Source organism: Halovivax cerinus (assembly GCF_024498195.1).
Classification (GTDB): domain Archaea; phylum Halobacteriota; class Halobacteria; order Halobacteriales; family Natrialbaceae; genus Halovivax; species Halovivax cerinus.
The window spans coordinates 3,826,071-3,851,064 of record NZ_CP101824.1 but is presented as its reverse complement, the minus strand read 5'-3'; the positions used below and the strand labels follow the sequence as shown (position 1 = coordinate 3,851,064).

Annotated in this window: 19 protein-coding genes; 14 read left to right on the top strand and 5 right to left on the bottom strand. The window is 66.0% G+C overall.

Translation table 11 applies throughout. The features are described from left to right. Positions 1-142: 142 nt before the first annotated feature. Entirely contained in the window at positions 143-10,102 is a 9,960-nt protein-coding gene (locus tag NO366_RS18270) for an Ig-like domain-containing protein (protein ID WP_256532218.1), read from the top strand. Positions 10,103-10,323: 221 nt separating this feature from the next. On the opposite strand, the gene NO366_RS18265 is transcribed toward NO366_RS18270, so the two are convergent. After that, complete coding sequence (locus tag NO366_RS18265; protein ID WP_256532217.1) at positions 10,324-10,653, bottom strand: 2Fe-2S iron-sulfur cluster-binding protein; 330 nt, start codon at positions 10,651-10,653, stop codon at positions 10,324-10,326. Between the two features lie 193 nt (positions 10,654-10,846). On the opposite strand from NO366_RS18265, the gene NO366_RS18260 reads away from it, so the two are divergent. The 8 genes from NO366_RS18260 to NO366_RS18225 all read left to right on the top strand — a co-directional run bounded on the left by NO366_RS18260 (position 10,847) and on the right by NO366_RS18225 (position 16,913). Continuing rightward, on the top strand, positions 10,847-12,256 hold the full coding sequence (locus NO366_RS18260; RefSeq protein ID WP_256532216.1) for a geranylgeranyl reductase family protein: 1,410 nt from the start codon (positions 10,847-10,849) through the stop codon (positions 12,254-12,256). 11 nt (positions 12,257-12,267) lie between these two features. Further along, positions 12,268-13,356, top strand: coding sequence for a hypothetical protein (locus NO366_RS18255; protein ID WP_256532215.1), 1,089 nt, complete (start codon positions 12,268-12,270; stop codon positions 13,354-13,356). Between the two features lie 129 nt (positions 13,357-13,485). Next, entirely contained in the window at positions 13,486-14,175 is a 690-nt protein-coding gene (locus tag NO366_RS18250; RefSeq protein WP_256532214.1) for a LemA family protein, read from the top strand. A gap of 6 nt (positions 14,176-14,181) precedes the next feature. Further along, on the top strand, positions 14,182-14,979 hold the full coding sequence (locus NO366_RS18245) for a hypothetical protein (protein ID WP_256532213.1): 798 nt from the start codon (positions 14,182-14,184) through the stop codon (positions 14,977-14,979). Positions 14,980-15,085: 106 nt separating this feature from the next. Then, positions 15,086-15,253, top strand: a complete 168-nt coding sequence (locus tag NO366_RS18240; protein WP_256532212.1) for a hypothetical protein — start codon at positions 15,086-15,088, stop codon at positions 15,251-15,253. Further along, the gene (locus NO366_RS18235; RefSeq protein ID WP_256532211.1) at positions 15,254-15,808 is read left to right on the top strand and encodes an MFS transporter; all 555 of its coding nucleotides are present in this window, start codon (positions 15,254-15,256) and stop codon (positions 15,806-15,808) included. It abuts the gene before it with no gap. After that, positions 15,805-15,975 carry a hypothetical protein gene (locus tag NO366_RS18230; RefSeq protein WP_256532210.1) on the top strand — a complete coding sequence of 57 codons (171 nt, stop codon included), beginning with the start codon at positions 15,805-15,807 and terminating at the stop codon, positions 15,973-15,975. The genes NO366_RS18235 and NO366_RS18230 overlap by 4 nt, the downstream gene beginning before the upstream one ends. A 116-nt stretch (positions 15,976-16,091) precedes the next feature. After that, positions 16,092-16,913, top strand: a complete 822-nt coding sequence (locus NO366_RS18225) for an AAC(3) family N-acetyltransferase (RefSeq protein WP_256532209.1) — start codon at positions 16,092-16,094, stop codon at positions 16,911-16,913. Between the two features lie 6 nt (positions 16,914-16,919). Here NO366_RS18225 and NO366_RS18220 read toward each other — a convergent pair whose 3' ends face one another. The 3 genes from NO366_RS18220 to NO366_RS18210 all read right to left on the bottom strand — a co-directional run bounded on the left by NO366_RS18220 (position 16,920) and on the right by NO366_RS18210 (position 19,410). Next, complete coding sequence (locus tag NO366_RS18220; RefSeq protein WP_256532207.1) at positions 16,920-17,624, bottom strand: class I SAM-dependent methyltransferase; 705 nt, start codon at positions 17,622-17,624, stop codon at positions 16,920-16,922. Positions 17,625-17,693: 69 nt separating this feature from the next. After that, a complete protein-coding gene (locus tag NO366_RS18215; protein ID WP_256532206.1) occupies positions 17,694-18,968 on the bottom strand; it encodes an amidohydrolase in 1,275 nt (424 codons plus the stop codon). A gap of 112 nt (positions 18,969-19,080) precedes the next feature. Continuing rightward, positions 19,081-19,410: an uS10/mL48 family ribosomal protein gene (locus NO366_RS18210; protein WP_256532205.1), complete on the bottom strand. Its 330-nt coding sequence runs from the start codon at positions 19,408-19,410 to the stop codon at positions 19,081-19,083. Between the two features lie 240 nt (positions 19,411-19,650). Between NO366_RS18210 and NO366_RS18205 the strand changes: the two genes are divergently transcribed. The 3 genes from NO366_RS18205 to NO366_RS18195 all read left to right on the top strand — a co-directional run bounded on the left by NO366_RS18205 (position 19,651) and on the right by NO366_RS18195 (position 22,260). Beyond that, the gene (locus NO366_RS18205; protein WP_256532204.1) at positions 19,651-20,088 is read left to right on the top strand and encodes a bis(5'-nucleosyl)-tetraphosphatase; all 438 of its coding nucleotides are present in this window, start codon (positions 19,651-19,653) and stop codon (positions 20,086-20,088) included. Positions 20,089-20,335: 247 nt separating this feature from the next. After that, the gene (locus NO366_RS18200) at positions 20,336-21,121 is read left to right on the top strand and encodes a hypothetical protein (RefSeq protein ID WP_256532203.1); all 786 of its coding nucleotides are present in this window, start codon (positions 20,336-20,338) and stop codon (positions 21,119-21,121) included. A 101-nt stretch (positions 21,122-21,222) separates the two neighbouring features. Beyond that, on the top strand, positions 21,223-22,260 hold the full coding sequence (locus NO366_RS18195) for a DUF5787 family protein (protein WP_256532202.1): 1,038 nt from the start codon (positions 21,223-21,225) through the stop codon (positions 22,258-22,260). Between the two features lie 120 nt (positions 22,261-22,380). On the opposite strand, the gene NO366_RS18190 is transcribed toward NO366_RS18195, so the two are convergent. After that, a complete protein-coding gene (locus NO366_RS18190) occupies positions 22,381-22,998 on the bottom strand; it encodes an alpha/beta hydrolase (protein ID WP_256532201.1) in 618 nt (205 codons plus the stop codon). Positions 22,999-23,251: 253 nt separating this feature from the next. On the opposite strand from NO366_RS18190, the gene NO366_RS18185 reads away from it, so the two are divergent. Both NO366_RS18185 and NO366_RS18180 read left to right on the top strand, forming a co-directional pair. Next, positions 23,252-24,064: a PspA/IM30 family protein gene (locus tag NO366_RS18185; RefSeq protein WP_256532200.1), complete on the top strand. Its 813-nt coding sequence runs from the start codon at positions 23,252-23,254 to the stop codon at positions 24,062-24,064. 171 nt (positions 24,065-24,235) lie between these two features. Further along, complete coding sequence (locus tag NO366_RS18180) at positions 24,236-24,982, top strand: PKD domain-containing protein (RefSeq protein WP_256532199.1); 747 nt, start codon at positions 24,236-24,238, stop codon at positions 24,980-24,982. Positions 24,983-24,994: the final 12 nt, after the last annotated feature.

The window sequence follows — 24,994 nt, the reverse complement described above, 5'->3', positions numbered from 1 at the left end:
ATCATCGACCCGACGACTGGGGCCAACGACGATAATCGTTCCGCTCTATGGAACGCATTCCTGAATATGAAACCGGTTACACTTAATGAATCAAATTCTATCGGCACCTATATTTTAGATGTCTAAGTAGATACCGACCATCATGGGTGGATTTGAAAATCATCGGATGCGAACCGGTCGTGAGCGTGCGTTCACCGTCTTCGTCACGGCGCTCGTCGTCTTCTCGGTCATCGCTGGCCCCGTCGGCGCCTCGCTGGGAGCGGGGCCGGCGGGTCCATCGTCGACTGCGGCCGCGCCCCCGGCCGCTGATCCGGCCCAACCGGTGCACCTGGCCGGTGACTCTCGAAACGGCGTGACTGGAACGCCGGGCGTCGATGGGTCCGTCGCACAGACCGGCTGGCCGGAACTGGACGCTGGCGACTGGGGCGTCGCCGGACGTGATCCTGGGCGGTCCGGACACAACCCGAACGCCTCCGGGCCGAAGACGAATCCCGACGCCCGCTGGATCTACGAGTTCGCGAACGACGACTGGGACGTGTCCGCGGTCGCCTCGGGAGCCCTCGCGTTCGTGGCCGGGTACGAGACGCTCCGGGCGGTGGACACCGACACCGGCGAGGTCGCCTGGAACGTCAGTGTCGGCGACAATTACGACGAGCTCTCGGCGGCGAACGGCGTCGTGGTCACCACCGAGGGCGGATCCGGTGGCGAGATCCACGCCTACGACACTGTCGACGGCGCCGAACGGTGGAACCGGACGTCCTTCGACGCTGGTGCGTCGGTCATCCTGGACGATACGTTCTACGTCAGTCGCGGGGAGTACCTCCACGCGTTTGACCTCCAGACCGGCACCGAACTGTGGTCGTACGATCTCAACGAGGACATCTCGAACGGTCTCTCGGCGACGGGCGAGACGATCTACGCGACCGGACTGGTCTCGGCAAGCGATCCAGCGTTCTCCGCCGTCTTCGCGCTGAACGCCACCGACGGGAGCGAACGCTGGCGCTTCGAGATGGACGGACTGGTCTCGATGCACCCGGTGGTCGTCGACGGTTCCGTGTACGTCGGGGCCGGTTCCGAGCCGCGGGACCAGACCGACGGCGTCTACGATCCGAAATTTTACCGGTTGAACGCGACCGACGGTCACGTCGAGTGGCTCTTCGACGCGAACACCCGGCCGAACGGGGCAGCCGTCGCGGACGGTTCCGTCTACCTCTCGTCGGGGAACACCGTCCGCGCGCTCGACGTGGTGACGGGTGAACTGCAGTGGCGCCATCGCCTTCCCGGCAGCATCACCTACGGATTGCACTACGGCCGGATCGACGCGCTCCCACCCGCCGTCGCCGACGGCGTCGTCTACGCGGCGAACGACCGCGGTCACCTGGTGGCCCTCGACGGCGCGACCGGAACCGAGCTCTCTCGCTACCGATTCGAGGGATCTGCAACGGCGCCGGTGATCGCCGACGACCGGATATACGTCCACACGACCGACGGAACCGAAACGAATACCGACTACACCAGGGTCTACGCGCTGGAAGAGACACCGTTCGAGTTCTCCGGTCTTTCGCCCTCGAAGACGACGGTTGCGCCCGGCGAGGCGTTCACCGTCGACGTGACCGTCGAGAACGTCGACGACGAGACCCGGGACTACAACCTCTCGCTTCGAGCGGACCTGCCGTACCCGGACGGAGAACCGGTTCTGGGCTGGAAGAACGGGACGATTGCATCGGGCGCGACGACCTCACTGGCGTTCACGACTGCACTCGACAGCGCCGCCTCGTGGAACCTCTCCGTTCATCGGCTCCTCGAAACCGAGTCCGCGATCGACCCGGTGACGGTCGATGTCGTTCACCCGACACCGGACGACCGGTGGGCGATGGCCGGGTCCGACGCACACCGAACCGACGCCAATTCGAACACCGATGGGCCGTCTCAGTACTTCCAGCAGGCCTGGAACGTAAGTGGTGTCGACGAGGACACCACGCCGGTCATCGACGACGGTACCGTCTACCACGTCCGTCACCAGAACCGGTACGACGGGCTCGCGGACGTTCACGCCGTCTCGGCCCGCGACGAAACGACCGGCGACCAGCGGTGGGCGTACAACTTCACCGCCGATAACCGACGGCCTGCCGGCTCTCCGGCGGTCGTGAACGACACCGTCTACGTCGCCACCAGGCCGTTTCACTTCTTCGACGGCGGCGGCTCGATAGAGCGCGGCACGGTGTACGCCTTCGACGCGAACACGGGGGCGGTGGACTGGACCACCGCGACGACGATCAACGAGAGTCACACATCCTACGAACACGGCCCGGTCGTGGCGAACGGTCTCGTCTACGTCGCCGGAACCGTCTGGGAGCCGAACAAGAATTACGAGAACGCGTCGGTCGTCGCTCTCGACGCTGAGACCGGCGGCGTCGCCTGGTCGAACGGGTTCGCCGACCGCTGGGAACACGAGGGCTACGGAACGTACGCGGCGGACGCGGGCCACCTGTTCGTGACGGCACGAGACCAGGTCGAAGCGTACTCCTCGGAGTACGAGGAGGAACTCTACGCGTACGACGCTGCCTCGGGGTCGCTCGACTGGACCACGTCCGCGCTGAACCTCGTCGTCGACCACCAGGAGACGCCGGTCGTCGCTGACGGCCTCGTCTTCGTCGTCAACGAGTCGGACTCCGTCACCGGCGAACCGGGAGAGGAACTCGTCGCGATCAACGTCTCGACCGGTGCGGAGGAGTGGCGTTTCACGCCGTCGAACATCCCGAACTCCTACGGTGGCGACGACGACGGCTGGCGGCTCACGAAGCCGGCCGTCTCCGACGGGTCGCTATTCGTCCGTCAGCGTGCCTACTCCGACGGTACGTACTCGCGCATCCACCGCATCGACGCGGAGACCGGAGACGCCGTCTGGAACCGGAGTACGAACTACCTTCAGCACCTCCAGGTCGCCGACGGCGTCATCTACGGCGGAGAGACGGAATTTTCGACCGGGCACATCCGCCTCTACGACGCCGAGACCGGCGAGAAACACGGGGACTCCGAGGGTCGTATCTCGGTCGCCGTCGCGAACGGGACGGTACTCACCTACGAACCGGAGGACGACCGAATGGAGGCCGTCGTCGAGGGCGGCGTCGTCGAGTTTACGAACCTCTCGGTCGATACGCACACCGTCGGCGAGCACGAGAACGTCACCGTCACCGCGACGGCGACAAACGTCGGCGCCCTCCCGAGGACGTACGCGCTGAACCTCGATCTCGCACCGGACGACTACTCGGACCACCACTTCTGGAATTCCCGCAGTCGGGAGGGGACGCTCGCGCCCGGTGAGAGCGAGACGATCACCTGGTCGGTCCGACTCGACGAGCGCGGCGACTTCGTGTTCTTCCTCCAGCCCGGCGCTGAAACCAACGCCCTCGACCACTCCGAGATCGACCGGGCCGGAAGCGTCACGGTCCACGTGGGGGACGATCGCGACGGTACAGTCGTGGATCTCGGCGGGCCGCGCGATCTGGCATCCGGTCCCGGCTCCTGGCCGACGGAGAGCTTCGACGCGGGTAACACCGGAAACTACACCGGGACCGGCGCACCGACGGCGGTCGGAGACGACACCGTGACCTGGCTGGCAAATCAGTCGACTGCGTGGGACAGCGGACCGACCGTCGTCGGGGACACGATCTTCGTCGGCGGTCGCGACAGCGGTGGCGATCGGGCGGTACTCGCGGTCAACGCCACCGATGGCTCGCTCAGGTGGGAACACGCCACGATCTCGTCGAACGGCGTCGAGGTGCCACCGGTGTACGCGGGCGGGTACCTCTACGCACTCGCCGCCGACGACCGACTCTACCAGCTGAACGCGACGACCGGCGAGCGCCTCTGGACGTTCGACGCGGGCGACGATAGTGGGCTCACAGTCGTCGACGACGTCGTCTTCGTCGCCGGTGAGAGCGGGACCGACGATGCGGTCTTCGCACTGAACGCGACGACCCGGGAGGTCCTGTGGACGTTCACCAGGTCCTCGTCGGGCTACGGACTGTCGAAGCCGGCCGTCGAGAACGGCACGGTGTACGTCACGCACGACAGTCAGGCGACGTACGCCATCGACGTCGCGTCCGGCGAGACGGTCTGGAGCGTCCCCATAGCAGGCGCGAGTTCGCGGCTTCACTCTCCCGTCGTGGCGGACGGCGTGGTCTACGTGGACGATACGACCTACAGCAGTACCGACGCGAACGTCTACGCGCTGGACCCGTCCGACGGGCACACCATCTGGAGCGCCCCGGCGAACGTGGACGGGTACACCGGCTCCTCGCCGGCACTCGCGAACGATACGTTATATTTCACCGCGGACGGGTCGCTTCGTGCGGTGGACGCGACGACCGGTACGGATCGCTGGAGCACGTCGACCTGTGTGGCCGCCAGGCACTCGCCGGTCTACGCCGACGGCTACGTCTTCGTCCCGATGGCCGATAGCACCGTCCGGACCTACGACGCCGACACCGGCGACCTGGTGTGGCGCTACGAGGGATACGACGAGTACGCGTTCACGCCGGCCATCGTCGACGGTCTACTCTACACGACGGGCCTGGAGAACGCCGAGTACGTTCACTCGCTCGTCGCACTCTCGGGCGGCACGACCGCCGAGCCGACGTCCATGATCGACTTCGGGGGACTCGACGTCTCGCCGACTGATCCCACCACGGGTGAGGACGTGACGATCACCGCGAACGCGAAGAACAACGGGGACGCCGCGTGTGGCTACACGGCAGACCTCGTGATCGACGGCGTCGTCGAGGACACCGACACCGGGACGATATCGTCGGGTGCGACGACCGAGGTGGCATTCACCCACACGTTCTCGGCGACCGGAACGTACGACGTCTCGATCGCGGATCTGCCGTCGACCGCCGTGACCGTGACCGGGCCCGAGCCAGACGTCGATGTCGCACCCGGAAGCTGGGACTACGGCACTGTCGACGTCGGCGAGTGGACCTACACCGATTTCGAGGTCTCCAACGTCGGGACCGCGGACCTCGATTGGACGGACTCCGTGCTGGTCGGCCCTGATGCCGACGAATTCGACATCACGTCCGACGATTCCAACAAATACGACTACCTCCCACCGGGCGGTTCGGGCTACGTCAGGGTCTCCACCGCACCGACGACGGCCGGTACGAAGACGGCGACACTGCAGGTCCAGAGCGACGATCCCGACGAACCCCGCTTCAACGTCTCGTTGACGGCCGAGGTCGTCGGACCGCCGGAGATAGACGTCTCACCGATGAACCACGACTTCGGCGACGTCGAGGTCGGTGAGAACGCGACGACCACCATCGCCGTCTCGAACGTCGGCGGTGGACCGCTCTCCTTCGACGGCGCACAGCTAACCGGCGCCGACGCGGGCGCCTACACCGTCACGAGCGGGGGTGGGGCGACGAGCATCGCGGCGGGAGGGTCCCACGACGTCACCGTCGAGTTCGAGCCGGCGGCCACCGGTCAGCTTGACGCGACGCTTACACTCTCGAGCGACGACGCCGACGAACCGACGGTGGACGTCGCGCTGGCGGGGAACGGGACCATCACGACGCAGAACCGCGCGCCGATCGCGGTCGCCGATCACTACACGACGGGCGTGGGAGAGACGCTCACCGTCGACGCGCCGGGGCGGCTCGCTAACGACCTCGACCCCGAGGGGGACGCGATAACCACGACGAACACCGGTAGTCCCGACAACGGCACGGTTTCCAGCGTGGTCGACGGGAGCTTCACCTACACGCCCGATCCCGGATTCGTCGGGACCGACAGCTTCCGGTACCTCATCCGCGACGAACACGGGACGTACTCCTCGTACGGGACCGTCACCGTCGAGGTCGTGGACGGAAACCGGGCGCCGGTCGCCGTTCAGGACAGCTACTCCGTCTACGAGGGGGAGACACTCCACGTGAGCGCCCCCGGTCGACTGGCAAACGACTACGATCCCGACGGTGATGCGATCACCACGACGAACACGGGGAGCCCCGACAACGGGACGGTCAGCGGCGTGGTGGACGGGAGCTTCACCTACACGCCCGATTCAGGGTTCACGGGAACGGACAGCTTCCGATACCTCATTCGGGACGATCAGGGGACGTATTCCTCCTACGGGACCGTCACCGTCGAGGTACTCCCCGACCCTAACCAGGCACCGATCGCGGTCGACGATCACTACTCGATCGCGAAAGGCGAGAATCTGACCGTCAGCGCGCCCGGTCGCCTCGCGAACGACTACGACCCAGACGGTGATGCGATCACCACGACGAACACCGGGAGTCCCGACAACGGGACGGTCAGTGGCGTGGTCGACGGGAGCTTCACCTACAGACCCGACCCGGACTTTGCGGGAACGGACAGCTTCCGATACCTGATTCGGGACGAACACGGTGCGTACTCCTCCTACGGGACCGTCATCGTCGAAGTCGTCGACGGAAACCGGGCGCCGGTCGCTGTCGACGACTACTACTCGATCGCGAAAGGCGAGAACCTGACCGTCAGCGCGCCCGGTCGCCTTGCGAACGACTACGACCCAGACGGGGACGATCTCACCACGACGAACACCGGCAGTCCCGACAACGGGACGGTCTCCGGCGTGGTGGACGGGAGCTTCACCTACAGACCCGACCCCGGATTCGTCGGCACCGATAGCTTCCGGTACCTCATCCGCGACGAACACGAGACGTACTCCTCGTACGGGACCGTCACCGTCGAGGTCTTCGACACGAACGGGACGGCACCGGTCGCCGTCGACGACCACTTCACGACGATCGAGGGACAGGCGCTCACCGTCGATGCCCCCGGGCGGTTGGCCAACGACTACGATCCCGAGGGAGACGACATCACCACGACGAACACCGGCAGTCCCGACAACGGCACTGTCTCTGGCGTGGTGGACGGGAGCTTCACCTACACGCCCGACCCCGGGTTCACGGGAACCGACTCGTTCGACTACATCATTCGAGACGAACACGGGACGTACTCCTCGTACGGGACCGTCACCGTCGAGGTATTCCCCGACCCGAACCAGGCACCGATCGCCGTCGACGACCACTACACGACGATCGAGGGACAGGCGCTCACCGTCGACGCGCCGGGACGGCTCGCGAACGATCACGATCCCGACGGGGACGACATCACCACGACGAACACCGGCAGCCCCGACAACGGGACGGTGAGCGGCGTGGTGGACGGGAGCTTCACTTACACGCCCGATCCAGGATTCGTCGGCACCGACAGCTTCCGGTACCTCATCCGCGACGATCAGGGGACGTACTCCACGTACGGGACCGTCACCGTCGAGGTCGTGGACGGAAACCGGGCGCCGGTCGCCGTCGACGACTACTACTCGATGGTCCAGGGAGAGACGCTCACCGTCGACGCGCCGGGACGGCTCGCCAACGACCGCGATCCGGACGGGGACGTGATAACCACGACGAACACCGGCAGTCCCGACAACGGCACGGTCAGCGGCGTGGTGGACGGGAGCTTCACCTACACGCCCGATCCAGACTTCGCGGGAACGGACAGTTTCGTCTACCTGATGCGGGACGAACACGGTGCGTACTCCTCGTACGGGACCGTCACTGTCGAGGTGTCGCCGGACCCCAACCGGGCGCCGGTCGCTGTTCCGGACCACTTCGCAGTGCTCCAGGGTGAGTCACTCGACGTCGCCGCGCCCGGTCGCCTCGCGAACGACTACGATCTCGACGGGGACGATCTCATCACGACGAACACCGGGAGTCCCGCCCACGGAACGACCAGCGGTGTTGTGGACGGGAGCGTCACCTACACGCCCGACCCCGGGTTCGTCGGTGTCGACAGTTTCGACTACCGCATCCGCGACGAACACGGAACCTACTCCGACTACTCGACGGTGACGGTCACCGTCGTCGACGCCGACATCACCGTCGGTGCGGAGATCTCGGTGACGCCGGGGACGCTCGACTTCGGGACGACGCCGGTGGGAAGCACCCGGACGAAGACGATCACGGTCGCCAACGTGGGCGACCGGAATCTGACGCTCTCGGACGTGACGCTCGCCGGACCCGAGGCGGACGCCTTCGCGATCACGGCCGGAAACGGGACGGCCGAACTCGGCTACGGCGAAACCGAGGGTTTCACGGTCGCGTACACGCCGACCGCACTCGGGACGGCGAACGCCACCGTGACGGTCCACTCCGACGACCCTGACGAGCCGACAGTCGACGTGTCGCTCGCCGGCTCCGGCTCCGACGACGACGCGCCGACCGTCGACGCGATCGACGTCGCGAGTTCCGCACGCGACGGGGCGACGGTCTACGCGAACGGCACGACCGACGTCGACGTCTCGGTGACCGTCACCGACGCGCTCGGATCGGTCCAGTCCGTCCGGGTCGAACTGGACGCACGGGCTTCGCCGGCCCGGCGGACCGAGACCGCGCTGTTCGACGCGACCAGCGGTACCTGGACCGCGTCGTTCGACCCGGGCGCGATCGCCGCCGACGGCCGGTACGACGTCTCGGTCGAGGCGGTCGACGACAGCGGCAACCGTGTGACGGTCGCAGCGGCGGACGAGGTCGTCGTCGATCGGATCGCGCCTCAACTCGCAGCGATCGTCGACCGCGTGGACGCGACCACCGGCAACGTCACCGTCGACGCGAGCGAACCGCTCCGGGACGGCACGCTGTCTGTCGTGCTCGAACGGCCCGACGGAACGAACGAGACGGTCGCCGTGACCGGATCGAACGATGCCTGGACCGGGACCTTCGCCCTGCCCGAAGACGGCCAGTACAACGTCACCGCGACCGCGCTGGATCTCGCGGGGAATCGCGCGACCGACGAAGCCACGGCCCGGTTCCTGACCGGTGAGACGGACGGGAACGACACTATACTGTTGAAGATGGTGCCGTCGGGGCTGTTCGTCGAGTTCACGACGGACCAGCCAGTGACCGACACGTCCGTCACGATGACGGAGAGCACGACACCACTCAAGCCGCTGGATTCCGACCAGCTGGGCGTGAACTTCCTGAACGCGGCGCTCGAAAACCGTCTCGCCGACAACCTCAGCCACGCCGTCGTCGGCGTCCCGGTCGATCGGGCGGTTCTCGGGTCGGGGACCGACGCCGACGACGTGACCATCCGGCACTTCGACGACGACACCAACACGTGGTCTGCCGTCCCGACCACCGTCGAGAACGTCACGCTTCCCGACGGAACGATCGGCGACTACTGGGTGGCGAACGTGACGCACTTCTCGACGTACGGCGCGATCGCGACGGACGCGACGCCGCCAGGCGTCACCGAGACGAACCCGACTGCCGGGAACGAGTTTGCGGCCGGCACGTCTGCGGCGACGCTCCGGATGGAGTTCGAAGACGCGGGAAGCGGCGTGGATGCGAGCGAAACCGTGATCATCTTCGACGACACGCTCGTCACGTTCGACGACGCCGCGACGATCACGAGCGAGTTCGTCGAATACGAAGCGACCGGGTTGACGGACGGCTCCAGTCACTCCTTCGAGGTCGTCCTCGCCGACGTCGCGGGGAACGTCCACGCCGAGACGATCGACTTCTCGATAGGCGAGGAGACTGGCGGTGGCTCACCGACGCTGCCGCCACCCCCGTCCGCAGACATATCGGTGTCCGATCTCTCGGTCGAGCCGTCGACCGTGGAACCGGGTGAGCCGGTGACAGTCACAGTCCACCTCGAAAACACGGGCGCGGGAAGCGGCGACCACACCGTCGACCTGGCGATCGGCGACGACGAGATCGTATCGGAGCCCATCACCGTCGAGGCTGGCGCGACTGCGACGTTCACCACGCCCTACGCGTTCGACGAACCAGGGACCTACACGGTCGCTGCGGGACCCTACGAGTCGGTCGTCGAGGTCCTCCCGGAGGCGTCGGGGGGTGACGACCCGGACGACGAACCGGGCGGTGATGGTGACGATTCGACTGCCGGTTCCGGCACCGACGGCGAGAACACCGGACCCGGCGGCGACGAATCCGCGGCCGACGGATCGGACAGTATCCCTGGCTTCGGGCTCCTCGCGGCCATCCTCGCGATAGCGCTCGCGGCGTGGCGGCGTCAGAATCGCTAACGCGTAGACCGGAGCCGCTGGTGAACAGTTCGTGACCGACACCCGATCCCGTCGGATTCGAACCAGTGCGTGCGAGCCAAAATTGGCGGCTCGCACGTTCGTCCCCTCGACGTCGACCTGTCACGCACTCGAAATCGAGTCCGATCGGTCGATCCCCGTGGGTCGATCGGTTCACGTCGTTCGATCGGTCCGGTTCCCGTCGATCCAGTTGTGCGAGTCGATCAGTCGTCGGCGAACGCCTCGCCGGCCGTCGTCGTCGCATCGCCTTCGATGCTCGGCGGGTACGTCCCGCGCTCGAGTTTGAGATCCGACTGCGGTCGGGCCATGCAGGTCAGCGCGTAGTTCTCCGCCTCTTCCTCGGTAAACGCGCGGGCGGCTGGCTGGGTCACCTCCCCCTCGACGATCTCTGCGGAGCAGGCGAGGCACATCCCTACCCGACAGGAGTACTCCTGGGCGATACCCTCCTCGAGACAGCGGCTCAAGATCGTCTCTTTGTCGGAACAGGTGATCGTCTCACCCGTCCCCACGAACTCGACGGTGTACTCGGTCATACCGGCGCGTACGGATGAGTCCCTCAAAATACTTCGCTTGTCGGGGTCGGTCCCTCGAGTACGAGCGTCAGGTCGGGGGCCGCATCGACGCTACCCCGGGCGTCCGGTCGATACTCCGTCCCCCTCGATCTGCCGGATCACCCTGCCGAGTCGCACGAAAAACGTTTTCTACCCGCGCTGACGACGAGTCGGTATGAGTACACAGGAGGCCGCCGGGGTCGGCGCGGCCGAACTCGGCCGGGGTGACTGGGACGTGGTGGTCGTGGGTGCCGGCACGGCCGGCTGTTACGCCGCGGCGACGATCGCGAACGCGGGCTACGACGTGGTCATCCTCGAGCGAAAATCGCCCGAGGAAGCGGGTCACATCGCCTGCGGCGACGCGTTGAAGGGCGCGAACGCGTTCCCCGACGCGATCCCCAAATCGCAGCTCGAATCGGCGTTTACGAACACTGGCGTCGACCACGGCCGCTTCGAGATTCCTCAGGAGGATACCGTGCTCGAGATCCCCGTCCCCGGCGAGCTGGCGGTCGTCGATCGCTGGGAGTACGGCCGGAAGGTGATCGAGGGTGCGGCGAACGCCGGTGCGACGTTCCACTACGACACCGTCGTGCAGGACGTCCGTCAGGGCGACGACGGCACGGTGATCGGCGTCGACGCGATCCGGAAGGGTGATCCACAGACCTACGACGCCGAGATCGTCGTCGACGGGGCCGGCTCGCTCTCGATCCTCCAGGACAAGGCCGACCTCGCCGACTCGACGTTCGACACCAACGTCACCTACTCGCAGTTCTGTTCGGCGTACCGCGAGATCGTCCACGTCGACGAACCCGTCGAGTGGTCAGACGCACTCGTCTTCAAACCGACCGAGCGCGCCGCGGGCTACCTCTGGTACTTCCCGCGCACCGAGACCGAGATCAACGCCGGACTGGGCTTTCAGATGACCGAGGAGCCGATGCACCTGGTCGAGGACCTCAAACGGGACCTTCGCAATCGGGCCGAGTTCGAGGGCGCTCGCGTCGAGGACAAACTCGGCGCCGCCCTCCCGACGCGCCGCCCCTACGACTCGGCCGTCCACCCCGGCTTCGTCGCCGTCGGCGACGCCGCGGGCCACGTCAACCCGACGACCGGCGGCGGCATCGCCGGCGCCGCCTACGCCGGCACGTACGCCGCCGAGCAGGCGATCGAGGCGATGGAGCAGGGAACCGTCGACGAGGACGTCCTCTGGCGGTACAACGAGCGCGTCATGGACCACTTCGGCGCGCGCTACGCCGCCCTCGACGTCTACAACATCCTCTCGACCGCCGTCGACATCGACGAACTCATGGGTCTGCTCGCGGCCATGCCCGGCGAGCAGATCGCCGAAGCGCTCTACTCCGGCAGCGCGAACCTCGGCTGGGGCTTAAAGATCAAGGCGCTCCTCAAAGCCCGCGGCCACTACGGCACCGTCTGGAACCTCTACAAGACCAAACAGCGCGCCGACGAACTCCTCGCCCACTACGAGGAGTACCCCGACTCGCCGGCCGCGTTCGACGCCTGGCAACGAGAACGCGACCGACTCATGGAGTCGGTCTACGAGACGACCGGTGCGGACCCCAAGTACTGACGCCCCGTCCAATGACTATTTTCCCGCCGACGCGTCGTCCGACGGTCGATCTCGTCGTCTTCGGCGACGAACCGGCCGAGATGGTGCCGATCGCCCGCCGAACGCTCAACGATCGGTTCGGCATCGATCCCGGCGTGCGACGGGTAGAATCCGTCGACCACTACGCGGAACCGGTGGTCTGCTGGGACGAGCCGACGTACTTTCCCGTCGAGGCGCTTCTGGACCCAACGACGGACGCGAGCGAGGCCGATCGGGAGATCGGGCTCGTGGCCGAGCCGCTCGTCCTCGACGGGACGCCCGGGATCTTCGGGGTCGCGCTCGTCGGCGACACCGCGTCGGTGATTACGAGCGATCCGTTGACCGGAGACGACGATCGTTTCGACTCCCGGGTCGAAAAGCAGGTGACGAAGCAACTCGGACACCTGTTCGGCATCGAGGCTACACACGAGGGGTGCGTCTTCGCGGAGACGTCGACCGTCTTCGGTCTCGACGAGACGCCGCCGACGTTCTGTGAGTCGTGTCGCGATCGGCTCACGAACCCTGCGACCAGCCCGAAGTCGCCGGACTGGTTCGTCAGGGACACCCACGCGTATCGCGAGATCGCGGGCGGTGACGCCCCCACCGTTTCCGCAAACGAAACCGAAGAGAGGACGGCACCGACGACTGACGAATCTGCGGCGATCGAGGTCGACGAATCCGCTACACCCGTGACTGACGAGGAGATGGCGGCCGTGATAGACGACCGTACCGAGGTCGGTGCCTCGGCGCCCGACCGCCGGCAGTCCGCGACCGTCGACCGACGCCGATCGTCCGCCGGTCAGTCGGTGGCACCCGATTCGCGACTTCCGGACGCCCTTCGCCGTCCGGTCCACGGCATCTACAGGTACGCCCGCGTCTGGGCGTTGATCCTCTGTTTCGCCAGCTTCGCCCTCCTCGGCCTTCTGGTCGAACTGGAGCTATACGTTCGTCTGGTGGGGTCAGAGCCGTCGACCGCCGTCATCTGGGGGATGCTCGTCGGCGCCGCCATAATCGGGTACTACGGCCAGCGGACGGCGCGTCGGTGGGTGAGACGCGGGCGCAGCGTCCTGGCCCGGTCGTAGGGTCCGCCCGGTCCGGTCGTCGGCTTCCGGAACCGGTCTGCTGGTGGCCGTCGGAGATCGTTATTTCTAAAACTACTGGCGGGAAGAATTTCGATATTACTAACTAGTTCGGCTGAACCAGTGGAAGTAATGGTGGGATTGACGACGATTGTCGGTGGATTCGTGGGACTCATCGTGGCCTACAGCGGCGTCAGGTACGCGGGCCACGTCGAGCAACACGTTCTCGAAGCCGACGAGCGCTGCGAGCGGGCGTGGGCGAACGTCGAAGTCCTCCTCGAACGGCGCGCCGACGAAGTTGGCTCGCTGGTTGACCTCGCCGCCGAACACGCAGGACACGAACAGGCCGTGCTCCAGCAGGTACTCGACGCGCGCGAACGCGCCCTCGAGGCCCAGCAACCCGCCGAAGCCGCCGACGCGAGCATCGAGGTCCGGGAGGCACTCGCCGAACTGTTCTCGACGGCCGACGCGGTCCCATCGTTACAGTCGGCCGATCGATTCGACGAGATTCGCGACAGCCTCACCTCGATCGAGCGCCGCCTCGAGAATCGCCGCGAGCACTACAACGAGGCGGTCGCCGCCTACAACGTGCGGATCGCCCGGTTTCCGGAACGCTTCGCCGCGTCGCGCCACGGACTCGAACCGCGCGAACCGTTCCGCGCGTCCGACCGGGCACACGAGCGCGTCGACATCCGCGATCGCTTCGACGTGTCGATCCAGCCACGCGCGACGGCAGGTGACGGTGACGAGTCCACCCCCGACAGGCAGCCAGTCGATTCGGACGAATCACCGTCGAACGCCGACGACCCCGACTCAGGGTGACCGGTCGTGATTCTCGGCATCTTCGTCTACGTGGCGATCCTCGTCTTCTCGTTCCTCGGCATCTTCTACGGGATCGTCGTCGTCCTGAACGGGTTCAAACGCTACCGGCAGGCGGTCCTGATCGCAGACACGCCGGCCTCGAAACTCGACTCGGTCGCGACGGGCCCGGCGGCCGTCAGCGGTACGGTGGAGCCGACCAGTCGACCGCTCGTCGTGCCGATCGTCGAACGGCCGTGCGTCGCGTACGAGCTGACGGTCTCCGACGCGGGCGCCGGCTCGACCCGAACGCCCTGCGAAGAACGACGGCACGTCTCGTTCGCACTTCGGGACGAGTCAGACACAGTTCGTGTGACCGCAGACGCCATGGTCGAGGCGGACGTCGATCTCACCGTCGATCGCCAGCGGGACCTGGAAGTCAAGAGCTTCGAGGAGTCGCCAGCTCCCGTCGCGAGGTTCGAACGCGATCGGAACCTGCCGTCTCGCGGGATGACGTTCGACCGGACGTACGAACTCAGCTGGATCGAACCGGGGGACGAGATCTACCTATACGGGCGCGTCGAACCCGACACGACGGCGGCGACGCCGGAGGGAAACCGACCGACCGACTATCACGCCAGAAAGCGCGTCGCAGCCGGAGCGGACGCCCCGGAGCCGTTCCTCTCGAACAAGGTGCCCGAAACGATCCTCGCCGAGCGCAAGCACGGCCTGGTGAAAGCGCTCGCGAAAGGTATCGTCGTCGCCGCCGTCTCACTTCCCGTCTTCCTCTTCGTCTCCGGCATCGCCCCGATCTTCCTCGCAGGGTAACGGCGAGCGGGGTGCTCGGCGCGAGCGGGCACTGGGGCAATGTTGGAACGTCCGGTACGACTCGCCGTGTCAGGTTATACGATCCAGCTTCGCGTACTCCCAACAGATGGACCCGTCGGCCGGTCGCGAGCGAAGCGGCGTTCCGTGGCGGTCACGGGTGTTCTGGACGGTGCTCGCGAGCACCGTCGTCGTTCCGCTGGGCGTGGCGCTCGTGAGTTCGCTGTTGCCGCTCGTGCGGGACGCGTTCGCGGTGTCGGACGTGCGAGCTGGTTAGGTGCTCAGCATCTACTTCCTCCCGGGGATCGTCCTCTCGCCGCTGATCGGACGCCTGCTGGACCGTGTCGGACGTCGTCCCGTCCTCCTCGGTAGTCTCGTCTCGTTCGGGGTCGTCGGTGCGCTCGTCCCGTTTCTCGGCGACTTCACGCTCGTCCTGGGAGCGCGACTCGGGCAGGGTGTGGCCGCCGCGGGCATCTTCGTGACGACCGTGACGATCGTCGCGGACGCCTTCGAAGGCCCACAGCGTAACACCGTCTTCGGAATCAACGTCGCGATCCTCTCGACCGGACGCACCCTGTATCCCGTCCTCGGCGGGACGCTCGCGTTGTACGGGTGGAAGGTGCCGTTCGCGTGTTACCTGCTCGCCGTCGGCACCGCCCTGTTCGTCGCGCGGACGTTCGAGGAATCGGCGGGTGGGGACGTATCGCCCGAACCGGCGACAATTCGACGTGCGATCGGAGAACTCTCCGTTCGGCGCACGACCGGACTGTACGGGGCGACGATCCTCGCGGAGACGGTCGTCTTCGGGACCCTCATGACGCGAGTGCGATGAGCCTGCGCAACAGCGCGACCGGCCTGGGGCGAGCCTCCGGGCCGATTCTGTTCACCGGACTGGCCACCCAGACCGGATATCGGCGTCTGTTCATCGCGGCCGGGGTCGCGACGCTCGCACTCCGGCTGGGAGTTCTGGTGCTCCGGCGGGTGAGAGCCGACACCTGACGGGGAAATGGCGTCGGTACTGCTCGCCGGTTTCACGGGTCCAACGACAATCGGGTTCGACCCTGTCCATCCCCCGAATTCACCAGGTTTATGCCCGGTATCACCAACCCGACGACATGAACGAGACGCTCCCCGAAGATCGTTCCCCGGAGCCGATCACCGTCGAGTCGATGGCGGCGGACCTCCAGGAACTGGGTGTCCAGGTGGGCAAAACGATACTCGTCCACGGCTCCCTCTCGGAACTCGGCTGGGTCTGTGGCGGCCCGCAGGCCGTCGTCGACGCCCTCCAGCGCGTCGTTGGCGAGGACGGCACGATCGTGATGCCGACGCACTCGCCGGGGAACATGAACCCGGCCAACATGGGGAGTCCGCCGGTCCCCGAGTCGTGGTACGAGACGATCCGCGAGCAGATGCCGCCGTACCGACCCGAATCGACACCGACGCAGGGGATGGGCGCGATTGCAGAGTGCTTCCGAAACTATCCCGACGTCCTGCGCAGCGACCACCCGCAACACTCCTTCGCCGCGTGGGGCGCGGAGGCCGAATACGTAACCGACGATCACGCCTTAGAGATCTCGCTCGGCGAGAACTCCCCGCTGGCACGGGTCTACGAGCTCGACGGCGACGTCCTGTTTCTCGGGACGACCCACGCGACGAACACGTCACTGCACCTCGCGGAGTACCGTGCCGATCTCGATCTCGGGACCGCGACGTCACAGAGTGCGATTCTCCGGGACGGCGAGCGCGAGTGGGTCGAGTGGACGGACAGAGATGTCACCGACGAGGACTTCCCCGACTGTGGAGCGGCGTTCGAGCGCAAACGGCCGGACGCGTTCGAAACCGGGACCGTCGGCGTCGGCGAGGCGAAACGACTCTCCCAGCGAGCGCTGGTCGACTTCGCGGTCGACTGGTTCGAGGCGAATCGGACGTACTCGTGAGCAGGATTACTCCTGGGCTGTAAAGCGGAGGCACAGGAAGTTCGGGTGTGTCGCTTCGTAGGCGTATCGCTCGGGGTTCGCCCGACGGTACTCCTCCGTCGGCGTGGGTTCGAGCGATTGCTCGAGGGTGAACCCGGCGCCAAGCGCGGGAGAAAGGACTGCTGAAAGCGGACGGCGGTACGTCGGCACGTCGACCGTCGTCCCAAATGAGTCCCACGTCGCCGAGACTCGTTCTCCCTCGTGATAATTCGTCGCGTCGTCGTACTCCTCGAAGTCTGCATGCGGGTGCTGCACCGAGAACACGAGCCAGCCGTCCGGGCGGAGCACCCGCGCCAGTTCGCGAAAGAGCGGGTCCCACTCCTCGACGTAGTGGAACGCGAGCGAACTCGCTACGCCGTCGAAGGAGTTCGGCGTGAACGGGAGCGTCGTTCCCAGATCCGCCGCGACGAAGTCGGCTGCTGGCGCTCGATCTCTGGCGTATTCGAGCATTTCGACGCTTACGTCCAGGCCAATGACGCGCGCGCCACGCCCGATCAACTCCTCGGTGAGGTGTCCAACTCCGCACCCGGCGTCGAGGACGAACTCGTCGTCGACATCGGAAAGCATCGAGGTGGTCGCCGGGCGTTCGAGAGACGCGTTGGACGGTTTCGTGTCGCCGATGCGGTCGTACCCGGCGGCGAGTCGGTCGAAGGCGGGACGGGCGATCGGCATCATCACAGCTCAGCATCGCGGCGTGAAAAGCGGTTTCGAGTCACACACCAGCCACGGATTCCGTGACAGTCAGACGTTCCGTGTTGCGATCTCTTCGATCGCCCCAGCCAGCGTGTCGATCCCGTGTTCGATCGTGGGTTCGTCCACGTCGAAGGTCGCGGTGTGGTGGCCGCCGGGGTGGTCGGTACCGACGCCGACGTAGGCGGCGAGGCCGCCGTTTTCCTGGACCTCTTTCATGAGGAAGGTGGCGTCCTCGCTGCCGCCGAGACCGGCCTCGTCGACGACGCGGTCGACGCCCTCGACCGTCTCGGCGACCGACCCGACGATCTCGCGGAGTTCGTCGTCGCTCTCCGCGCTGGGGGCTTCGGCGCCGACCTCGATCTCGACCTCGCAGTCGTGCATGTCGGCGGCCGAGTGGAAGACACGCTCGACGCTGTCGCTCATGTAGTGCATGAGGTCGGTCGTCTGGCCGCGCACTTCGGCGACGAGTCTGACCTCCTCGGCGACGATGTTGGCCGCGGTCCCGCCCTCGACGACGCCGATGTTGACTCGCGTCGGGCCGTCGGAGTGACGCGGGATCGCGTAGGCGTTCTGAATCGCGGCGCCGAGTGCCTGGATGGCGTTGCGACCCGCTTCCGGTTCCGCACCCGCGTGGGCTGGCTCGCCGGTGAACGTCGCCTCGAGGTGGCGCACGGCGAGGAAGTCCTCGACGCCGGCGACGACGGTGCCGGTGGGGTGGTCGAGTCCGACGTGCGTCGCGAGCAGGTAGTCGACGTCCCGAATGTGCTCACTCTTGGCCATCGACTTCCCGCCGCCGATGACCTCCTCGGCGGGCTGGAAGAAGACCTTCAGCGTGCCCCGGAAGTCGTCGCTCTCGGCGATCGCTTCGGCCACGCCGACGCCGATCGCGGCGTGGGCGTCGTGGCCGCAGGCGTGCATCGACTCGCCAGTTTCGGAGCGAAAGCCCTCGGCGGCGGGCAGGTGATCGTCGGCGTCGGATTCCTCGCGCGGGAGCCCGTCGACGTCGACGCGGAGCCCGACCGTCGGCCCGTCGCCACGTTCGACCACCGCGACGGCGCCCGTGTAGCCTCCCTCGAGCTGATCGAGGACGTCGGGATCGGCGCCGGCGTCGCGAGCGCGGTCGAACCACCGATCGAGTTCGGCGTCGTCGGGGACGGCGAGGCGGCTCTCCCCGTCGATCGCGTCGGGTCCGACGTACAGCGCGTCGAGATCGACGTCCTGGAGGCGGTCGACGATGCGGGCGGTCGTCTCGAACTCGCGCCAGGCCGGTTCCGGGTGACGGTGGAGTTCGCGGCGAAGGCTGACTGGATCGATCGTGGTCATACCGGTACCGACGAGCGAGGCGCGTAAAATCGTGCCGACTCCGGCGAAGGGATCGATAGATCGAGACGGTCGACAGCGGGTGCGGGTAGTCTCTCTCCGTCGCGCCCCGACGCTACCGTCCAGCGCCGTGAATCTGTTCGATCTCGATTTCGACGTGGACCGAGTCGGGGAGCGAGCGTCCGGCGACGGAACGGGCGAATTCCTGGTAGCCGTGGATCTCGAGTTCCCGGGTGAATACCGTGTAGGACCAGGGTTCCAGCCGGCGATCGTCGTCCGCGTGGAGGCGCTGGTACTGCGGGATCGAGAATCGTTCGGGTGGGTGCGTGTGTGGCCCCTTCAGTGCGACGCCCTTCCGTTCGGCGGTGCGCTTGATGTCGCCGACCACGCCGTCGAGGGCGGCCCGATCACCGCTTTGTAGCGTGAGAGAGGTGACGAAGGTCATAGATACTCGCCTAGTCCGCCGGGTGCGCCTAAATATCTCCCGAGATGGAATCGCGGGCGGCTCGCCGACCGGACGCGTCGGCCGGATGACCGATCGAACCCGACTGCGTTCGTTCGGCTGGTAGTGTCTCGGAGCGATCCCTCGGCCGATAGGTGTTCTCACCCGACCGCTCGATCGGTGGGGCTCGAAATCGATCGCTCGTCCGATATTCTCATTACGGCTCGGCCGGTACAGCCCACAATGGCAGTCGAAGCTACGAGCGCAGGCGCGATCCTCTTCCGCGACACGCGGGGCCGGCGCGAGTATCTTCTGCTCAAGAGTCGCCCGGGTGACTGGGAGTTTCCAAAGGGCGGCGTCGAGGGAGACGAAGAACTACAGCAGACGGCGATCCGCGAAGTCAAAGAAGAGGCAGGGATAGAGGAGTTCAGACTACTCGACGGTTTTCGCGAGGACTACAGTTACGTCTTCGAGGCGAACGGGAACACCATCCACAAGACGGTCCACCTGTTCATCGCGCGTTCGTTCGAAGCGAGCGCGGAGCTGTCGAACGAGCACCGCGATCTCCAGTGGCGCGATTACGAGCAGGCGATCAACACCGTCACGCAAGACGGCCCGCGCGAGATCCTGGAGCGAGCACACGAACACATCGACCAACTGGAAGAAGAACAGGAACACTGACCTCGCGGCGCCCGCCCCGCCACCGTGGCTCCGAAGCGACGCGTCGATCGATCGACTCCGCTATCGATTCTGAATCGGCCGATTCGCCTCCTCGACCCGACGAGCGTCGAGTGGCGAGATTTGTCGAGTGACGAGACTGCCGCGTCGCCGCAGTCTCGATCCTCGAAACCGTTCGAATCGGGCCGTCGACCGGGCACGCCGACGACCTCGTAAGGACTTTACTTCCGTTGGTCCTTCTCGAACGTGAATGCTAGAGGCCAGCGTCTTCGACGCCCTCGACGAGGACTGGGAGCACCGAACCACCGTCGGGTGGTTTCTCGCGCTTCCGTTCGTCGCGTCCATCGCGATTGGGGTCGCCATCGACCCGACGCTGGCTGTTCCCATCGGCGTCCTCGGCGTGCTACTACTCGTCGGCTACGGACGCCGTATCCTCCTGGCCTCTGTCGGGGAGCCTTCCCTTCCATCACCGGGTGACGTGGTCCCACTGGTCCAGTCGGCTGCGGTCGGCGCGTCGGTCGTGACGTTGCTCGTCGTCATTCCTGGGGGTAGCGTCGTCGCCGCCCTGTGGGCGGAGGCGAGTCCATTTTCGCCAGCCGTCTCCGAACTGATCGCGGCGACGATCGCCGCAGTCGTGCTCGCGGCCGGCCTGTACCTGACGCCGGCGACGCTGGCTGTAAGCGGTCGATCACGACCGCGCGTGGACGCGGACTCGACAGACCACACCGACGCCCGGAGGCGGTTGCCTCAGTCGTCGGCTCCCGGTCACCGAGTGTCCGCTCGCGTGAGCGCCATGGCGACGATCGCATCCAGCCGCGACTACGTCGTCGCGACGCTGCAGGCGATCCTCTTCGCGTTCACGGCCGGTGCGACGACGCTCATGCTGCTCGTCACGGTGTTCGGGCTCGTCCTCGTCCCGGCCGTCGTCTTCCTGGCGACCGTCGTCGCGACGCGACGCTACGCCTACGCCGTCGACCGCGCGCTGGATCCGGCCGTGGTCGAGTCGATCGACGACCGAACCGTCTCCTGGCTCTAACGTTCTCTCACACTCTCTTACTCACTCACTTACTCACTCTCTCGGGAGTCACTGTTTCGTGACACCCGCAAGCCTTTCGCTGTCGGGTTCGAAGCGTGGGCGTGGTCGACGAGACGAGCGAGTTCGCGTTCGAGTTGCGGGTGTGCCGGTGGGCGGAGCGTCACTGGCCGCCCGACGGCGAGACCGCGGGTCCGATCCTCGTGGCTCGGCAACTCGGGACCGCGGGCCGTCGCTGGGACACCATCGTCGTGGAGTGTGATCCGGTGGGACTCCGTCGGCGAGCCCGATTCGGCGCGGAACGGCTAGACGGCGACTTGCTGGACGTACTCAGGTACGCACCCGCGGAGTGGGCGTACTACCGCGATGCGCTCCCGGATCCGGGCTACCCGTGGCGCTACGTTCGCGAGTCCATCCACCGGGCCGACGAGAGAGGGATCCTCGAGACGCGCCGGACGGGAAACCGAATCGAGATCCGTCGTCGGTGGCCGTATCCGGACTGGGTCGATCGACTCGTCGCCGTCGAGAACAAACCCGATCTCGACGCGAGCGCCGCTCGTGCGCTATCGGACCAGGTAGAGCGGGACGTGGCCCTCGGGATTGCAGACGAGGTCTGGATCGCGACCGAATGCGGCGACGATCACGTTTCGGCGGCCCTCTTCGAGGACGTCCCGGTGGAGGTCGGGATCCTCGAGGTCGATCCGGACGCGCTCTCGGCCGAGGTGGCGTGGTACCCACGTGCACTGGCCGTCGATCGACCGGGGACGCAGATCGTCGAGCGTCCGGACGGCGGCGACCGCGATGCGTCGGCCGCCAGATTCGCCTACGTGGAGGCGGACGAGAAACGTGCCGGACGGCTAGAGATCGCCGAACGCGCCTACGAGCGCGGCTGGCGGTCGTGGATCGACACGATGCGTCCCGACTGCAGGCACTTCGAACCCCGTACCGACGGGCAGCTCCTGCCATACTGTCGGGCGAAGGATCGCCAGCAGACGGCACGGGAGTGTGCCGGCGATTGCCCGCACTTCGAACCAGAGCCGCCGGCCTGGCGGTCGCGGGACTGGCCGATCGAGGGCGGTCCCGGCAAGCGGATCACGCGTGTCCTCACGGACCGACGAGCGCGGCGCCGGCCGGATCCCTGACGACGGTGGGGTGACCGGTTCGAATCCGTGCGTCGAAGTACGGGAGACCGATCCGAAGCAGGGTCGGGCAGACGGGCCTATCGACGTCGGGCGCGATTCCGGTTCGGTCGACCCGATCGGTCACACACCCGTGAGGAAGTCCGCGACTTCGGTGGCGACCGCCTCCTCCTGCCCGACGAAGAAGTGGTCGGCCGACCACTCGATCACCGCTGCACCCCTATCGGCCGCGGCGTCGCGGACGGGTTCCCAGTCGGCGGTGTCGTCGCGGGTGCCGTAGACGACCTGTAGCGGGACGTCGCCGAGCGACGTGACCGCGTCCGGCACGTCGAGATCGGGGGCGAGTCTCGCGGCCGGAGCCAGCGCGGAGACGCGATCGACGGGCACGTCGACGGACGCACTCGCCAGGATCGCCTCCGAGGCGCCGAAGCTGAACCCGAAGCAGGCGACGGTCGCGGCCCGTTCGTGCGCCCATCGGAGCGCGTTGCGCACGTCCTCGCGCTCGCCGTACCCCTCGTCCCACGGGCCGTAATCGATGCGAACACAGCTGACGCCGCGGTCGGCCAGCGCTGTCGAGGCCGCTCGCAGCCGCGTATCGGTGCGCGACCCGCCGTGCTGGGGGTGTGGCGGGCAGGCGACGACGAGCCGATCGCCGTCGTCCGGCCCGTCGAGGCTTCCACGAACGTCTCGTGCGCCCGGAATCAGTACGTCGGTCGTCGACGTCGACGGTGCATCGCTCATACCCCCGCTCGGTCACTCGTCGCCTTGAATCCGGTCGTTCGTGTTCGACACCCCGCTACTCGGCGAACCGACGGCTCGGGTTCGCGAGCCCGCTGACCGCCGCGTCACCGTCAGGTCTCACCGGTCGTTCGTCGTCCCGGCGGAACCCATTGTACTGGGTACTCGTCACGGGTGGAACGTGGCGCCGCTCGAAGTGCCAGCGCGCCTGTAGCGTGTGAGATGTTTTTAAGTAACGGGAACAACAGGTACGTGTATGGGCATCCTCTCGCGGACATCCTACATCATAAAGTCGAAGCTCAACTCGATCCTCAATCGGGCCGAGGATCCGACCGAGACGCTCGATTACTCCTACGAGCAGATGCGCGATCAGCTCCAGCAGGTCAAACGCGGCATCGCGGACCTGACGACGCAGAAAAAGCGCCTGGAGATGCAGAAACGTCGCCTCGAGGAGAACGTCGAGAAGCACAACGAACAGGCGCGAACCGCCGTCAAGCAGGACCGCGAGGATCTAGCGCGCAAGGCCTTAGAGAAGAAGAAGGCCAAGATGAACCAGATCGAGGAACTCGACCGCCAGATCTCGAACCTGCAGAACCAGCAGGACCAGCTGGTGGAGCAGAAGGACACCCTCCAGACGCGCATCGAGGAGTTCCGCACGAAGAAGGAGACGATGAAGGCCCGATACTCGGCCGCCGAGGCGAGTACGACGGTCAACGAGGCTATGACGGCGACCGGCGAGGAGTTCGAGGACGTCGGCCGCGCGATCGAACGGGCCGAAGAGCGCACGCAGGACATGGAGGCGCGCTCGGCCGCGATGGACGAACTCCGCGAGACGGGTGCGTTCGAGGACGTTCTCACCGACAAGGACCAGATCGACCAGGAGCTGGACGACCTGGCGACCGACAGCGGCGTCGAAGCGGAACTGGAGACGCTGAAGTCCGAAGTGGACGGCGAGTCGTCGGGCACCACGTCGACGAGCGCAGAATCGGCGACTGAGTCCGAATCGACCGAAGCGGTCGATCCCGACGTCGAGGCGGAGCTCTCAGAGATGCAGGACGAGGATGGATAGTACCTGACCGTCGGTTAGATACTTTGTCGCTGCTATCGCTGATTGCCATTTTGTTCGATACAACCACTTGCTGACACAGCTAACTGAACTATTTAATTATAGTTTTCTTTTATTATCTTACGTTGATTGTGGCGGCCACAGTTATTATCAATCCGTTTGAACGATCTGCTGATGTCGCACGACAGCGACCGATCGACGAGACGAACCGTGCTCAGACGAGTTGGCGCCGGTGCCGTATCTATCGGCGCGATCGCTGGCGGTGTGTCCGGTTCAGCAGGCCGCACGGCTAGTCAGGGGAGTGAAAAGGATGTCGAGATCGACTATTTCGCTGCCGAGCCGTCGTTACTCGCTTCGGGGGAGAAGACTGACTTTATACTGTCGGCATCGGGAGACGATTACGACGAGGCGGTGATCAAACTCGAACGGTGTGATGGTGTGAGTGACTGGGAGTGTACCGATCCAGAGAGAGTCAACGTTTGGAAGGAAGATTACGTGTGGGATCGTTCGTACGATGAACCCGGGTTCTATCGCCTGCGCGGGTGGGCCATGCCCGAAACTGGTCCCGGGGTCTCTGCGTATCGTAACTTCTTCGTCGATGATGGTTCGATCGGAGCGTTACCGGAACCGGTCGTTTCCGGGCCTACGAGGGTACGGTCGGGGGAATCCGTAACGTTCGATCTTCACTCGTCTACCATGGAATACGGTGATATCACCTTCTACAGCTGGTTTGTGGATGGTGACCCTCAGTGGGGCGAGCTCGAACCGACGTTTGAAACGTCGTTCGACGAACCCGGCACCTATGCGGTAAAGGGAGGTGTCAGAGGAACGCTTCCGAGTGACTACGGGCCATACGACCTCCACAACGATCTCGAGTCAAGTATCCACACTGACACACTCGAAGTAACCGTTACGGAGTAACGCCGTCTCAAA

Coding starts and splice junctions, on each gene's coding strand:
- NO366_RS18270 (WP_256532218.1), top strand. CDS start 143: ATGGGTGGATTTGAAAATCATCGGATGCGAACCGGTCGTGAGCGTGCG.
- NO366_RS18265 (WP_256532217.1), bottom strand. CDS start 10,653: ATGACCGAGTACACCGTCGAGTTCGTGGGGACGGGTGAGACGATCACC.
- NO366_RS18260 (WP_256532216.1), top strand. CDS start 10,847: ATGAGTACACAGGAGGCCGCCGGGGTCGGCGCGGCCGAACTCGGCCGG.
- NO366_RS18255 (WP_256532215.1), top strand. CDS start 12,268: ATGACTATTTTCCCGCCGACGCGTCGTCCGACGGTCGATCTCGTCGTC.
- NO366_RS18250 (WP_256532214.1), top strand. CDS start 13,486: ATGGTGGGATTGACGACGATTGTCGGTGGATTCGTGGGACTCATCGTG.
- NO366_RS18240 (WP_256532212.1), top strand. CDS start 15,086: ATGGACCCGTCGGCCGGTCGCGAGCGAAGCGGCGTTCCGTGGCGGTCA.
- NO366_RS18230 (WP_256532210.1), top strand. CDS start 15,805: ATGAGCCTGCGCAACAGCGCGACCGGCCTGGGGCGAGCCTCCGGGCCG.
- NO366_RS18225 (WP_256532209.1), top strand. CDS start 16,092: ATGAACGAGACGCTCCCCGAAGATCGTTCCCCGGAGCCGATCACCGTC.
- NO366_RS18220 (WP_256532207.1), bottom strand. CDS start 17,624: ATGCCGATCGCCCGTCCCGCCTTCGACCGACTCGCCGCCGGGTACGAC.
- NO366_RS18215 (WP_256532206.1), bottom strand. CDS start 18,968: ATGACCACGATCGATCCAGTCAGCCTTCGCCGCGAACTCCACCGTCAC.
- NO366_RS18210 (WP_256532205.1), bottom strand. CDS start 19,410: ATGACCTTCGTCACCTCTCTCACGCTACAAAGCGGTGATCGGGCCGCC.
- NO366_RS18205 (WP_256532204.1), top strand. CDS start 19,651: ATGGCAGTCGAAGCTACGAGCGCAGGCGCGATCCTCTTCCGCGACACG.
- NO366_RS18200 (WP_256532203.1), top strand. CDS start 20,336: ATGCTAGAGGCCAGCGTCTTCGACGCCCTCGACGAGGACTGGGAGCAC.
- NO366_RS18190 (WP_256532201.1), bottom strand. CDS start 22,998: ATGAGCGATGCACCGTCGACGTCGACGACCGACGTACTGATTCCGGGC.
- NO366_RS18185 (WP_256532200.1), top strand. CDS start 23,252: ATGGGCATCCTCTCGCGGACATCCTACATCATAAAGTCGAAGCTCAAC.
- NO366_RS18180 (WP_256532199.1), top strand. CDS start 24,236: ATGTCGCACGACAGCGACCGATCGACGAGACGAACCGTGCTCAGACGA.